General features: G+C 66.8%; 13 protein-coding genes. 8 read left to right on the forward strand and 5 right to left on the reverse strand.

The features are described from left to right. Window positions 1-10: 10 nt before the first annotated feature. Window positions 11-1,807: an N-acetylglutaminylglutamine synthetase gene (gene ngg / locus ACRCUN_RS12940; protein ID WP_462142049.1), complete on the reverse strand. Its 1,797-nt coding sequence runs from the start codon at window positions 1,805-1,807 to the stop codon at window positions 11-13. Further along, window positions 1,804-3,609, reverse strand: a complete 1,806-nt coding sequence (locus ACRCUN_RS12945; protein WP_462142050.1) for an N-acetylglutaminylglutamine amidotransferase — start codon at window positions 3,607-3,609, stop codon at window positions 1,804-1,806. Before ACRCUN_RS12945 ends, ngg begins: the two co-directional genes overlap by 4 nt. A gap of 341 nt (window positions 3,610-3,950) precedes the next feature. Between ACRCUN_RS12945 and ACRCUN_RS12950 the strand changes: the two genes are divergently transcribed. The 5 genes from ACRCUN_RS12950 to ACRCUN_RS12970 are packed head-to-tail and all read left to right on the forward strand — an operon-like array spanning window position 3,951 to window position 8,995. Beyond that, window positions 3,951-5,318 carry a glutamine synthetase family protein gene (locus ACRCUN_RS12950; protein WP_462142051.1) on the forward strand — a complete coding sequence of 456 codons (1,368 nt, stop codon included), beginning with the start codon at window positions 3,951-3,953 and terminating at the stop codon, window positions 5,316-5,318. Window positions 5,319-5,358: 40 nt separating this feature from the next. Further along, entirely contained in the window at window positions 5,359-6,066 is a 708-nt protein-coding gene (locus tag ACRCUN_RS12955; RefSeq protein WP_462142052.1) for a gamma-glutamyl-gamma-aminobutyrate hydrolase family protein, read from the forward strand. Next, the gene (locus tag ACRCUN_RS12960) at window positions 6,063-7,430 is read left to right on the forward strand and encodes an aldehyde dehydrogenase family protein (RefSeq protein WP_462142053.1); all 1,368 of its coding nucleotides are present in this window, start codon (window positions 6,063-6,065) and stop codon (window positions 7,428-7,430) included. Before ACRCUN_RS12955 ends, ACRCUN_RS12960 begins: the two co-directional genes overlap by 4 nt. Before the next feature lie 13 nt (window positions 7,431-7,443). After that, window positions 7,444-8,217, forward strand: coding sequence for a 3-oxoacyl-ACP reductase (locus ACRCUN_RS12965; RefSeq protein WP_067852407.1), 774 nt, complete (start codon window positions 7,444-7,446; stop codon window positions 8,215-8,217). Between the two features lie 43 nt (window positions 8,218-8,260). After that, entirely contained in the window at window positions 8,261-8,995 is a 735-nt protein-coding gene (locus ACRCUN_RS12970; protein WP_462142054.1) for a FadR/GntR family transcriptional regulator, read from the forward strand. Window positions 8,996-9,008: 13 nt separating this feature from the next. On the opposite strand, the gene ACRCUN_RS12975 is transcribed toward ACRCUN_RS12970, so the two are convergent. Further along, the gene (locus ACRCUN_RS12975) at window positions 9,009-9,773 is read right to left on the reverse strand and encodes a 2,3-bisphosphoglycerate-dependent phosphoglycerate mutase (protein ID WP_462142055.1); all 765 of its coding nucleotides are present in this window, start codon (window positions 9,771-9,773) and stop codon (window positions 9,009-9,011) included. After that, a complete protein-coding gene (locus tag ACRCUN_RS12980; protein ID WP_462142056.1) occupies window positions 9,770-10,270 on the reverse strand; it encodes an RpiB/LacA/LacB family sugar-phosphate isomerase in 501 nt (166 codons plus the stop codon). Before ACRCUN_RS12980 ends, ACRCUN_RS12975 begins: the two co-directional genes overlap by 4 nt. A gap of 114 nt (window positions 10,271-10,384) precedes the next feature. Here ACRCUN_RS12980 and ACRCUN_RS12985 point away from each other — a divergent pair, with 114 nt between their 5' ends. Together ACRCUN_RS12985 and ACRCUN_RS12990 are read left to right on the forward strand one after the other, a co-directional pair. Beyond that, window positions 10,385-10,705 carry a 2Fe-2S iron-sulfur cluster-binding protein gene (locus tag ACRCUN_RS12985; RefSeq protein WP_462142057.1) on the forward strand — a complete coding sequence of 107 codons (321 nt, stop codon included), beginning with the start codon at window positions 10,385-10,387 and terminating at the stop codon, window positions 10,703-10,705. A 2-nt stretch (window positions 10,706-10,707) separates the two neighbouring features. Continuing rightward, on the forward strand, window positions 10,708-11,958 hold the full coding sequence (locus ACRCUN_RS12990) for an NAD(P)/FAD-dependent oxidoreductase (RefSeq protein WP_462142353.1): 1,251 nt from the start codon (window positions 10,708-10,710) through the stop codon (window positions 11,956-11,958). Here the strand turns inward: ACRCUN_RS12990 and ACRCUN_RS12995 are convergent. Beyond that, window positions 11,955-12,875 carry an ABC transporter substrate-binding protein gene (locus tag ACRCUN_RS12995; protein ID WP_462142058.1) on the reverse strand — a complete coding sequence of 307 codons (921 nt, stop codon included), beginning with the start codon at window positions 12,873-12,875 and terminating at the stop codon, window positions 11,955-11,957. The two genes, ACRCUN_RS12990 and ACRCUN_RS12995, sit on opposite strands and share 4 nt — an antisense overlap. Window positions 12,876-12,956: 81 nt before the next feature. Between ACRCUN_RS12995 and ACRCUN_RS13000 the strand changes: the two genes are divergently transcribed. Beyond that, window positions 12,957-14,081, forward strand: coding sequence for a zinc-dependent alcohol dehydrogenase (locus ACRCUN_RS13000; RefSeq protein WP_462142059.1), 1,125 nt, complete (start codon window positions 12,957-12,959; stop codon window positions 14,079-14,081). Window positions 14,082-14,083: the final 2 nt, after the last annotated feature.

The following is a 14,083-nucleotide window of genomic DNA, read 5'->3' on the forward strand; positions in this document are numbered from 1 at the left end:
GCGCAGGCGCTCAGTCAGCCGCCTCGGAAGGCGTCCAGGCTTGCGGCAACCCCGGCTGCTGCGGGAACAGGAAATCGACGAACGCGGCTGCCGTCGGCTGAGGTTCGTGATTCGCCAACCCGGGGCGCTCGTTGGCCTCGATGAACACGTACTGCCGGCCCGTGACGTCGGGGACCAGCAGATCGATTCCGGTGACCGGAATTCCGATCGCCTCGGCCGCCTTCACCGCCACCCGGCACAGTTCGGGATTCACCTCGGCGGTCACATCGTGAATCGTGCCGCCTTGATGAAGATTGGCGGTCCGCCGCACGCGCAGGTGCTTGCCCTCCGGCAGGATGTCGTCGAAGGACCAGCCCGCCTCCTTGACGGTCGAAACCGTGATGTCGTCCATCGGGATGCGGGATTCGCCGCCCGTCGCGGCCTCCCGGCGCCTGCTCTGGGCCTCGATCAGTTCGCGCACCGTGTGTTTTCCGGTACCGATCACCTCGGCGGGTTTGCGGATCGCCGCGGCGACCACTTTGCCGTCGATCACCACAAGACGCAGGTCGTCACCCGTGGCCCGTTGTTCGATCAGCACCTCGGGATACTGCTCGCGGGCCCGGTGCAACGCGGCGTCGAGTTCATCCGAGCCATCGACGCCCACGGTGATGCCCTTGCCCTGCTCGCCGCGCGTCGGCTTGACCACGACATCGCCGACCTCTGTCAAAAAGGCGTGGTCCTCGTCGTTGAACGTAGCCAGGCGACCCTTCGGGACCGTGATGCCGGCGTCGGACACGATGCGCCGCGTCTGGCGCTTGTCGTCGCACCGGGCCATCGCCACCGCGGACGTGAACTCGGACAACGACTCCCGGGTGATGACGCTGCGGCCGCCGTGCGCCAGCCGCATCTCACCGGCACCCGCGTCGAGCACCTCGACCCAGATGCCGCGGCGCATCGCTTCATCGGCGATGATCCGCGCATACGGGTTGAGATCGTCGACGGTTTCCGGGGCGTGGGTGAACAGCGGCTCGTTGATGGCGTTCTTGCGTTTCACGGCCAGCACGGGAACCCGTTGGAAACCGAGCTTTTCGTAGAGTGCGATCGCCGCGGTGTTGTCATGGGCGACCGACAGATCCATGTACGCCCGGCCGCGGTCGCGGAAGATGCCGGCCAGGGTCCGGGTCAGCGCATCGCCGACGCCGGGCAGCCCGGCAGCCGGGTCAACCGCGAGGCTCCACAGGCTCGACCCGTCCTCGGGATCGGCGAACAGCCGCTTGTGGTCCACACCGGTCACGGTCCCGACCACGCTGCCGTCGTCGTCGCGCACCGCGACCAGATAGACCACCGCCGGGGTCAGGGTGTGGTTGTGCCAGATGACGTCGACGGGTGCGGGCACCATGCCGCATCGCACGTAGACGCGGTTCATCGCGTCGGCGTCCTTCGGCGTCTGCAGGGTCCGCACCGTGAAGCCGATCGGTTCCGCCGGACCGAAGCCGTCGGTGAACCGCAACCGGTAGGTGTGGCTCGGGTCGATGAACAGTTCGGCGGGGGAGCGTGCGATCAGCACGTGCGATTCACGCGCGTAGATGCAGATGTCGCGCCGCCCGGGGCCCTCCTGCTGCAGCACCTCGGCGAGCTTCTCGGGATCGGCGAAGGTCTGGCCGAAAATCAGCCGGCCCCAGCCCAATTCGAGTTCGACGTCGTCGGCCATCGCGTCGACCAGATGCTGTGGTGAGGCATCGTGCAGGCCGAGCGTGATCGCTTCGGTGTGGTCCTCGCCCGATTCAGCTGCCTGCGGCCGGGCGGCATCGGGGTCGGTGGTCGTCATGCCGCGGCTCCTGTCACCCCGTGGCGCTGCAGCCACAGTTCCAGCAACGCGATCTGCCACAGCTCGTTGCCGCGAAGCGGCGTCAGCCTGCCGTTCGGATCGGCCAACAGCCGGTCGACGGCCTCGGGGCGGAACAGACCGCGCTCCTTGGCTTCCGGTGCGTACAGTGCGTCGCGGACCAGATCGAGATACGGGCCCTCGAGATGGGTCAGCGCGGGCACCGGGAAGTAGCCCTTGGGGCGGTCGATCACCGCGGCCGGAATCACCCGGCGCGCAGCCTGTTTCAGCACGCCCTTGCCTCCGTGTGCGGTCTTCAGCCCGGGTGGGCAGGTGGCGGCCAGTTCGACGAGTTCGTGATCGAGGAACGGGACGCGACCCTCAAGGCCCCACGCCATGGTCATGTTGTCGACGCGCTTGACCGGATCGTCGACGAGCATGACCGTGGTGTCCAGGCGCAGTGCCCGGTCCACCCCGGTCTGGGCGCCTGGCGCGGCGAAGTGCTCGGTGACGAACGCACCGCTCGGATCGCCGTCAGCCCAATAGGCGTCACTGATGAGCGCACCGACGCCTGCGCTGTCCCGGTCGAAGAACGCGCTGCGGTAACTGGCCACCGAACCGTCCAGCGACGCCGCGGCCGGGTCGGCCATGGGTGGGTACCAGTGATAGCCGGCGAACACCTCGTCGGCGCCCTGCCCGGACTGCACGACCTTGACGTGTTTGGCCACTTCCTGGCTCAGCAGATAGAACGCCACGCAGTCGTGGCTTACCATCGGTTCGCTCATCGCGGCGATCGCGCCGTCCAGGGCGGGCAGCATGCGGTCGGTGCCGATGCGGATCTGATGATGGTCGGTGTCGAAGTGCTTGGCGATGATGTCGGAGTACTTGAACTCGTCGCCGGCAACGCCGCCAACCGATTCGAACCCGATCGAGAACGTGGCCAGCCCGTGCTGGCCGGCCTCGGCGAGCAGACCCACGATCAGGCTCGAATCGACTCCGCCCGAAAGCAGGCAGCCGACCGGGACGTCGGCGACGAGGCGGCGCTCGACGGCGAGCCGGAGCGACGCGAGCACCGCGTCCTCCCAATCGCGTTCGGACCAGTCCGAGCGGTCCTCGTAGCGGGTGAAATCCGGCGACCAGTAGACGGTGGTACGCCGCGTGCCGTCCGGCTCGATCGCCACGATCGAGGCCGGCGGCACCTTCTTGACGCCGCGCAGGATCGTCAACGGTGGCGGAACCACCGAATGGAACGTGAGGTAGTGGTGCAGCGCCACGGGGTCGATGCGTGTGTCGACCCCGCCTCCGGCCAGCAGAGCCGGAAGGGATGAGGCGAACCGGATTCGGTCGCCGTCCTCGCTGAGATAGAGCGGTTTGATCCCGAGCCGGTCGCGGCCCAGCAGCACCCGCCCGCTGTCGCGCTCGGCGATCGCGAACGCGAACATGCCCTTGAGCTGGTCGACAAAGCGATCACCCCAGTGGTGATACGCCTTGAGCAGCACCTCGGTGTCGCTGTGCGAGAAGAAGCGGTACCCGTAACCGGACAGCTCGGCGCGCAGCTCTTGGTAGTTGTAGATGCAGCCGTTCCAGCAGATGGTCAGGCCCAGTTCAGGGTCAACCATCGGCTGCGCGCCAGCTTCGGTCAGGTCAATGATCTTCAGACGTCGGTGGCCCAGGGCAACCCGACCTTGCGACCACACGCCGGCCGCATCGGGACCTCTGGGCGCCATCGCCTCAGCCATGGCCGACACCGCGGAAACATCAGGTGTCCGGCCATCGAGACGCACCTCGCCGGTGGCTCCACACATCAGTTCGACCCTACAAGGGTCGGGGTCGGATGTCCCACCCGTGGTGGTGCCTGAATCGGGTCAGTTGTCTCCTTTGAGCTCTCCACCTGCGGTATTTACCTGTTTAATCTGGCCTTTAAACCCAACCTTTCCCGGGCGGCGCGCCGGCACGCTACGGGACCGGCCCGATTGGGCGGATGTGCGCACAATAGAGTGCTATTGGTTGGTAGTCAGACCTTTTGTGCGTGACATTCCTGCGGATTCGAGGGACGATCGTCGAGTCCTCGTTGATACGCAGGGACACAAAGGTCGGCTTTCCGTCGTGTTGGCCTACCAGTTGTAGACGAACAGGAAGGTGCGCAATGAGCCCGAACCCCGGCATGCTGGCGCAAGCCGACCTGGAGCAAATGGTGGCAGCAGGCGAGATCGACACGGTGATCGTCGCATTCTGCGACATGCAGGGTCGGCTGACGGGCAAGCGGGTGTCCGCGCGGCTGTTCGTCGAGGAGGTCGCGGCCCACGGCGCCGAATGCTGCAACTACCTCCTGGCTGTCGACGTCGACATGAACACCGTCGACGGCTACGCGGTGTCGAGCTGGGAGACCGGCTACGGGGACATGGTGATGACGCCGGACTTCGCCACGTTGCGGGTGATCCCGTGGCTTCCTGGCACCGCCCTGGTGATGGCCGATCTGTCGTGGCTCGACGGCAATCCCGTGACCGTCGCACCGCGCAGCATCCTCAATCGTCAGGTCGACCGGCTCGCCGAACGCGGCCTGGTGCCCTTCGTGGGGACCGAACTCGAGTTCATGGTGTTCGACAACACCTTTCGTGAGGCGTGGGCCAACGGTTACCGCGACCTGACGCCTGCCACCGATTACAACGTCGACTACGCCATGCTGGCGTCCACCCGGATGGAGCCGTTGCTGCGCGACATCCGACTCGGCATGGAAGGCGCAGGCATGTACTGCGAAGGCGTGAAAGGGGAGTGCAACCGCGGCCAGCAGGAGATCGCGTTCCGCTACGACCACGCGCGCGTGACTTGCGACAATCACACGATCTACCGCAACGGCGCCAAGGAGATCGCCGACCAGCACGGCAAGAGCCTGACGTTCATGGCGAAATTCGATGAGCGCGAGGGCAACAGCTGCCACATTCACATCTCATTGCGCGGTGAAGACGGTTCGGCGGTGTTCGCCGACAAGTCCGAACCGCTCGGCATGTCGCCGATGTTCCGCAGTTTCATCGCGGGCCAACTGGCGACCCTGCGTGAGCTGACGCTCTTCTATGCCCCGAACATCAACTCCTACAAGCGGTTCGCGGAGGGTAGCTTCGCACCGACGGCGGTGGCGTGGGGCATGGACAACCGCACCTGCGCGATGCGGGTGGTGGGGCACGGTCACGGCATGCGGGTCGAATGCCGGGCGCCCGGCGGTGACGTCAACCAGTACCTTGCGGTTTCGGCGCTGATCGCCGGCGGGCTCTACGGCATCGAACGTGAGCTCGAGTTGCCCGAGCCGCTGCCTGGGAACGCGTATACCAGTGGCGCGCAGCGGCTTCCGACGACGCTCGCGGAGGCGGCCGAACTGTTCGAGAAATCCGAGGTGGCACGTGCGGCGTTCGGCGACGACGTCGTCGAGCACTACCTCAACAATGCGCGGGTGGAACTGACGGCGTTCAACGCCGCCGTCACAGATTGGGAAAGGGTGCGTGGTTTTGAACGGCTCTGAAGCGAGTTCGTCGGCAGGACGGACTCGCCCGGTCATCGGCATGACGACGTATCTGCAGCAGGCGCAGACCGGAGTCTGGGATGTTCGCGCCAGCTTCCTGCCGCAGATCTACTTCAACGGCGTCAACCTCGCCGGCGGCATCGCGCTGCTGCTGCCGCCGCAGCCGGTCGACGACGAGGTCGCGGACCGGGTGGTCGACCGCGTGGACGGCCTCGTGATCACCGGCGGCCCCGACGTCGATCCGGCCCGCTACGGACAGGCTCCGCATCCCAGCACCAACGAGCCCGCACACGACCGCGACGAGTGGGAGTTCGCGCTACTGAGCGGCGCACTCCGGCGCGGGATTCCGGTGCTGGGCGTCTGCCGCGGCGCGCAGGTTCTCAACACCGCATTGGGCGGCACGTTGCATCAGCATCTGCCCGACGTCATCGGCCATACCCACCACCAGAAGGGCGACGCCATCTTCGGGACATCGGCGGTACGGACCGTGGCGGGAACCAAACTGGCGGAGCTGATCGGCGAATCGTCCGACGCCCAGTGCTACCACCACCAGGCCATCGACCGGCTGGGCGATGGGCTGGTGGTCAGTGCCAGAGACGCCGACGGCGTCATCGAGGCCGTCGAGTTGCCCGGCGACGGGTTCGTGCTCGGCGTGCAGTGGCACCCCGAGGAACGCCTCGATGACCTCCGGCTGTTCACCGCGATCGTGGAGGCGGCCAAAGCGTATGCGACAGAAAGGGTGTCATGACAGCGAGCCAGGTGATCAACCCGGCGACCGAGGAGGTGCTGGCCAGCGTCGATTTGCTCGACGAGACCGCGGTCGACGACGCGGTCGCGCGGGCCAGGGCGGCGCAACGGAGGTGGGCCGCACAGGCTCCGGCCGAGCGTGCCGCGGCCCTGCGTGCTTTCGCCGCCGCCGTTGACTCGCACGTCGATGAACTCGCCGCGCTGGAAGTCGCCAACTCCGGGCATCCGATCGGGCAGGCCGAATGGGAGGCGGGCCATGTCCGCGATGTGCTGAACTTCTACAGCGCGGCTCCGGAGCGGTTGTCCGGCAAACAGATTCCGGTCGCGGGCGGGCTCGACGTCACGTTCAACGAACCACTTGGCGTGGTCGGCGTCATCACCCCGTGGAATTTTCCCATGACGATCGCGGCCTGGGGCTTCGCTCCGGCGCTCGCGGCGGGCAACGCCGTCGTGCTCAAGCCGGCCGAATGGACGCCGCTGACGACGATCCGGTTGGGTGAGATCGCGGTCGAGTCAGGGCTGCCCGCCGACCTGTTCCAGGTGCTGCCCGGCAAGGGCTCGGTCGTGGGTGAGCGGTTCGTCAGCCATCCCGATATCCGCAAGGTCGTGTTCACCGGGTCGACCGAGGTCGGCATGCGGGTGATGGCCGGCGCCGCGAAGCAGATCAAACGGGTCACCCTCGAACTGGGTGGCAAGAGTGCCAACATCGTGTTCGACGACTGCGATCTGGAGAAGGCGGCGGCGACCGCGCCATACGGAGTGTTCGACAACGCGGGGCAGGACTGCTGCTCGCGCAGCCGGATCCTGGTGCAGCGCAATGTATATGACCGTTTCATGGAGCTGCTGGAGCCGGCCGTCAAGGGTGTCGTGGTCGGTGACCCGGCCGTGCGCGACACCGAGATGGGGCCACTCGTGTCCCGTCCGCACTGGGAGTCGGTGTCGTCCTACGTCCCTGACGATGCGCCCGTCGCGTTCCGCGGCTCGGCGCCGGACGGGCCCGGGTTCTGGTTCCCGCCAACGGTTCTGACGCCTCACCGCACGGACCGCACCGTCACCGACGAGATCTTCGGCCCGGTGGTGACCGTCCTGCCCTTCGAGGACGAGGCCGACGCGATCGCGCTTGCCAACGACACTCCTTACGGGCTGTCCGGATCGATATGGACCGACAACCTGTCGCGTGCGCTGCGGGTGTCACGCGCCGTGGAATCGGGCAACCTGAGCGTCAACTCACATTCCTCGGTGCGCTACAACACCCCGTTCGGCGGCTTCAAACAGTCCGGGCTGGGACGCGAGTTGGGACCCGACGCCCCGCTGTCGTTCACCGAGACCAAGAACGTCTTCATCGCAGTAGAAGATCCGCAGTAGAGGAGCTGCCCAAATGGACTTGACCCAACGTCTTGCAGGCAAGGTCGCCGTGATCACCGGTGGCGCCAGCGGCATCGGCCTGGCCACCGGCCGCCGGTTGCACGCAGAAGGCGCCACGATCGTGGTCGGCGACATCGATCCGACGACCGGCAAGGCTGCCGCCGACGAACTCGACGGGCTTTTCGTTCCCGTCGACGTGTCCGATCAGGCCGCCGTTGACAACCTCTTCGACACGGCCGCATCGACTTTCGGCAGCGTCGACATCGCGTTCAACAACGCGGGCATCTCGCCGCCAGAAGACGACCTGATCGAGAACACCGAACTGCCGGCCTGGGAGCGGGTCCAGGACATCAACCTCAAGTCGGTGTACCTGTCCTGCCGGGCGGCGTTGCGGCACATGGTGCCCGCGGGCAAGGGCTCGATCATCAACACCGCGTCCTTCGTGGCGGTCATGGGTTCGGCGACCTCGCAGATCTCCTACACCGCGTCCAAGGGCGGTGTGCTCGCGATGTCACGTGAACTCGGCGTGCAGTACGCCCGCCAGGGCATCCGGGTCAACGCGCTGTGCCCCGGGCCGGTCAACACCCCGCTGCTCCAGGAGCTCTTCGCCAAGGATCCGGAACGCGCAGCGCGCCGGCTCGTGCACATCCCGCTCGGCCGGTTCGCCGAGCCCGAGGAACTGGCCGCGGCGGTCGCCTTCCTGGCCAGTGACGACGCGTCGTTCATCACGGGTTCGACATTCCTGGTCGACGGCGGCATCAGTTCTGCCTATGTCACACCCCTGTGACGGCGTCGACAGCGACGCGACTGTGATACCCCTTTAGATCACGATGACCGCCGAACCGGATCCGCAGCCCGCATCAGCCGAAGCAGCTGATGCGCTGCTGCGTCCGGTGCGGCTCGGTAACGCATTCGAGGACACCGTGGGCCGCTTGCTGGAGACCATCCGGCTCGGCGTGCTGGCCCCCGGTGAATCGCTGCCTCCCGAACGGGAACTTGCCGCGCGGCTCGGGGTCAGCCGCGACACCGTCCGTGAGGCGATCAAGTCGCTCGCCGACGCGGGGTACCTGGTGTCGCGGCGGGGTCGCTACGGCGGGACCTTCCTGGCCGACGAGTTACCGCGGCACACCGCCGATACCCCGAGGCCCACGCGCGAGGAGATCGACGACGCGTTACGGCTACGCGAGATCCTCGAGGTGGGCGCGGCCCGGATGGCGGCCGGGCGCACGCTCAGCGCCGCCGAGCGCGATGGCCTGTGGTCGCGGCTGGCCGATGTGCGGGGTGCCGATCCCGCTGATTACCGACGGCTCGATTCGCGCCTGCACCTGGCCATCGCGGAGGCCGCCGGGTCACCGTCGCTGGTGCCGCTTGTGGCCGAGAACCGGATGCGGCTCAATGCGCTGCTCGACCAGATCCCATTGCTGCCGCGAAATATCGCGCATTCCGACGAACAGCACGAGGCGATCGTCATCGCGATCCTGGCCGGCGACTCCGACGGCGCGGCGGCGGCCATGCTTGCCCATGTCGCCGGATCGGCCGCGCTGCTGCACGGCTTTCTGGACTGACCGGGTCGCGGCGTCAGCGGGTGCCCTGGGCGATGACTTCGGCGATGCCGGCCGTCGCTCGCGCCGGGTCGAGGTAGACGCCTCCGGGCACGAGCGGGATCAGGTCGTGGTCCAGGTCGTAACGCAGCGGCACGCCGGTGGGAATATGTAGCGACCGCACCCGGTCCGGGGTGAGGCCATCCAGATGCGTGCACAACGCGCGCAGCGAGTTGCCGTGAGCGACAACAAGAGTGACGTGGCCGGCCATCAGATCTGCCGCGATCGCGTCCTGCCAGTACGGCACGAGCCTTCTGCGCACGGCCGCCAGCGACTCCGCGGCCGGAAGTTCGTTCGGCGGCAGCGCGGCATACCGGGCATCGTGGCGCGGATGAGCGGGATCGCCCGGCGCAATCGCGGGCGGAGTGAGGTGGTACGAGCGGCGCCAGTCGTTGAACAGCTCGGTGCCGAACTCCCTGCGGACGCTGCTGCGCCGCCGGCCCTGCAGCACACCGTAATGGCGCTCGTTGAGGCGCCAGGTTCGACGTATCGGTGTGGCGGTCGGCTCCAGCTCGTCCAGTGCGATCGTCGCGGTGTCGATCGCGCGCATGAGCACGGACGTGTGCACCGCCGTCGGGCGTAATCCGGCCTCCCGTATCAACCGTCCCGCCGCGGCGGCTTGGTCACGGCCGCGATTCGTCAGCGGGAAATCGAGCCAGCCGCCGAACACGTCGTCGGCATTTGCGGTGCTCTCGCCGTGCCGCAGCAGCAACAACACGCGCGAATCCCGGCGGTTCGTCATGCCCGGCCCGACCTCACCCGGTGCAGTTCGCCCGCCTCGAGGGCGCTGATCTGGTCGAGCCTCACCTGGTGGCGGCCACCCTTGAAGTCGGTGGTGAGCCAGACGTCGAGTATGCGCTCGGCGAGGTCGGGTGCCACGACTTTGGCGCCCATCACCAACACATTGGCGGCGTTGTGCGCCCGTGCGATCTCGGCGGTGAACACGCAGTGGCACAACACGGCCCGTACGCCGCGAACCTTGTTGGCCGCGATCTGCTCGCCGCAGCCGCTGCCGCCAAGGACGACGCCGAAGTCGTGCGAACCATCGACCACCGCCGCTCCGATGTCCGCGCACAGCGGTGGGTAGTCGGCCGTCTCGGCGGCGTCGTGCACCCCGCGATCGTCGACGTGGTGGCCGCGTTGAGTCAGCCAGGTGGTCAGTCGCGACTTCATCGCGACGGCATTGTGGTCGGCTGCGATCGCGATGCGCATCTTCGCCTCGGTTCCCTCGGTTCGCATCAGTAGAGTGTGGCCTGATGGTAACACCATAGGACGTCCACGGTAGCGCTTGAGGAAACGCCTGAGCTCAATTAAGGTAGAATGGTAATACCATAGTGAGTGTCAGGAGTACGCATGCCGAAGGTCGTCTTCATAACCCTCGACGGTGCGTCGCGCATCGTGGATGCGCACGCGGGGGAGTCCGTCATGGCGGCGGCCGTGCGCAACGGGATTCCCGGGATCATCGGCGAATGCGGAGGCAACTGCAGCTGCGCCACGTGCCACGTCTACGTCGACGATGAGTTCGTCACGGCCGTCGGAACCGCTGGCGACATGGAAGACGACCTGCTCGACCTCGGTGTCGCCGACCGCCGTGTCGGCAGCCGGTTGTCGTGCCAGATTCAGCTGACCGAGGACCTCGACGGTCTGACGGTGCGCGTCCCGGAGGGGCAGTGACCGTGCACGCAGGCACTCTCGTGGTCGGGGCCAGTCAAGCCGGGCTTCAGCTCGCGGTGTCGTTGCGTGAGTCGGGCGAGACGGGTCCGATCACCCTGGTGGGTGAGGAGCCGCACGCCCCCTACCAGCGGCCGCCGTTGTCGAAGGCTTACCTGCAGGGCGGGACTGACTTCGCGCAACTGCGGTTGCGCACCTCGGAGTTTCTCGACAGTTGTGACATCTCGCTCGTCACGGCCGAACGGATCGAGAGCGTGGAGCTCGATTCGGGCGGGCCGTCAGGACGGGCGCGTACGGCCACGGGGCGAATCATGAGCTTCGACCGGTTGGCCCTCACTGTCGGCGCGCGCCCGCGCCGCCTCGAGATTCCCGGCGCCGACCTCGAGGGCGTGACATACCTGCGCACGGCGGCCGACGCGACGCAGCTGCGACAACTGCAGTCGGAGGCCAAATCCGTAGTGGTGATCGGCGGCGGATTCATCGGACTCGAGGCCGCCGCGGTCGCCCGCGCGCAGGGGAAGTCGGTGACCGTCGTGGAAGCGGCGGACCGGCTCATCGGACGCGCGGTGGCGCCCGTCGTCTCCGAGTTCTACCGCGGCGCCCACGTGCGACGCGGCGTGGACGTCCGTCTCGGTGCTCAGGTGCGATGGCTCGCAGGCAAGAACGGACGCGTGCAAGCGGTCGAATTGAGCGACGGCACCTGGATTCCCGCGGACTGTGTGATCGTGGGCATCGGCGTCGTCCCACGCACCAAACTGGCGCGGCAGCTGGAGCTGCACTGCGAAGGCGGCATCGTGGTCGACCGCTACGCCCGCACGAGCAACCCCACCGTGGTGGCCGCCGGGGACTGCACCGTGCAACCCAATCCCGTCACCGGCAGCGGCCGGGTGCGCCTCGAGTCGGTGCAGAACGCGATCAGCCAGGCCAAGACGGCCGCCGCGACACTCTCCGGAAGACGCGAACCCAACGCGGCGGTGCCGTGGTTCTGGAGCGATCAGTACAACCTCAAGCTCCAGATCGCCGGCCTGTCAGCCGGTCACGACCGGTACGTGGTGCGGGGCGCCATCGAGGACGAGTCCTTCGCGGTGCTGTACTACCGAGGAGCCGAGCTGCTGGCCGTCGATGCCGTCAATGCCTCAGGTGACTACATGGCGGTGCGAAAGGCGCTCACCCAGGGCTCGACGATCTCTGCCGAGTCGGCGGCCGACAACGCGATCGCGTTGCGCGACCTCGTCGTGGCCCGGGCGGGCGCCTAACTTGTGAACACCTCGTCGATGTCGACCGGCTTGGTGAGGATCCGCTGCGCCAGCGCGAAATCGACGAGTTGGTCCAGCGCCGCCCGGTTGGCCTCGAGTCCGTAGGGGAGGGGGTCGGTGCCGGTGGTCTCGAGCACCCGGGCGTACATCCGGTCGGTGTCGGAGGTGATCTCGCCCTTCCGCAGGCGCGTCACGTATCGCTGTTTGGCCTCGGTGAACGCACCGACCAACGCCGACGCCACTGCCGGATACCGCTGCAGTACTTCGTTTTTCACCACGACCAGATGATTGATCGGATAGAAGCCGTTATCGCGCAACGCCTCGGCCGCGGCCTCATCGGGGTCGGCAATGAGGGACGCGACGTCCGGGTGGTCCACGTCGACCCCGATCACTGCATCGAGCTCACCGCGGATGAGCATGTCACGCAGATGGCTTCCCGGCGGTGCCGGCTCGACGTTGGATGGCGGTACGTAGGACTCGACGTGCTCGTCGCCGGACAGCACCCAGGTGATCCGATCGAGATCGACGCCGTATTGCGAGGCCAGGATGCCGCGCGCCCACACCCCGGTGGTCACGGTATAGCCGCGGTTCACGCCAACGCGTCGACCCTCGAGATCCTTCGGCTCGCGGATCGACGAACGCTTGTTGTACCGGATCGCACCATGGTGAAAACCGCGCACCAAGAATATCGGCAGCGCGGTGAAGGCGACACCGTGTTCGCGGGCCGTCAGGTAGGTCGTCAGCGCCATCTCGCTGACATCGAATTCGAGCGTGCGAACCATTCGTCGAAACCCGTTGACCAGCACCGGAATCTCGGTGAACAGCAATGAAAAACCGTCGGGTGAGACCGTGCCGTCCTTCAGTGCTTCGTTGGCGCCCTGTGTGCGGGTCAGCGTGGTCAATACCGGCTCAGACATATCGCTTCCATCTCTGGTGATCTCGAACACTGCGGTGGTACATTGGCATGACCATAATGCCATAAAGTCAAGAGGTGATAGATGGTCGAGCAGGTTTTGGCCGCCATGCGAACCGCACCGGGTACCACCGAATTACGCGAACTGGCCATGCCGGAGTTGTCCGACGATGCCGCCCTGCTGAAGGTCGAGGTGGCGGGTATCTGTGGCACCGACGTGAAGATGTACGCAAAACCGCCGTTCGACGCCCCGGTGATCATGGGTCACGAGAACGTGGGGACCATCGCCGTCGCGGGTGACAGATTCAAGCAGTTGCACGGTGTCGCGGAAGGCGACCGCGTGTTCGTCGAGCACTACGTGGGTTGCTACAACTGCGAATGGTGCCGGATCGGCGAATACCGGCACTGCGAAGCAACGGACTGGCGCACCAACGGGGACGCGCGCCGTTACGGCTACACGTCCGCCGAGAACCCGGGCACGCTGTGGGGCGGCTTCTCCGAATACATGTACCTGCCGTGGAATGCGGTGCTGCACAAGGTTCCTCGGGGCGTCAACGCGGAACTCGCCGGGCTCGTGACGCCGTTGTCGAACGGCATCGAGTGGGCATTGCTTGCCGCGGGTGTCGGATACGCCGACACGGTGCTCATCCAGGGTCCCGGCCAGCAGGGGCTTTCCCAGGTGGTGGCGTGCAAACAAGCCGGTGCGTCGAGGATTCTCATCAGCGGCACCGGCCGGGACAAGGCCCGCCTTGAGTTGGCCCGCGATCTCGGGGCCGACGATGTGATCGACATCGAGCAGGGCGATGCCCGCGACCAGGTGATGGACTTGACCGGCGGCCGAGGTGTCGATTTCGTGCTCGACTGCACGTCGCGTGCGGGCGTCGGCCCGGTTCTCCTCGGCATCGACGTGCTCAAGCGTCGTGAGGGCACCCTGCTGATCCAGGGCGAACTCGCGGCGTTCCCCGACTTCCCGATCAAGTTGCTCACCGAGAAGGCCATCACCGTCAAGAGCGCCCGCGGCCACAGCTACCGGGCTTGTGAGTTGGCGTTGCAGCAGCTCGCATCCGGCCGGTTTCCGCTCGAGCGGTTGTCGACTCACCGCTTCGGCCTGGACCAGGTGGACTACGCGATCCGTGCGTTGGCAGGCGACACCGACGAGCGCGACGTCATCCACATCTCCCTGATGCCGTGGCTCGGAAAGGAGTCCTGAGC

This window comes from Mycobacterium venezuelense, assembly GCF_054919535.1.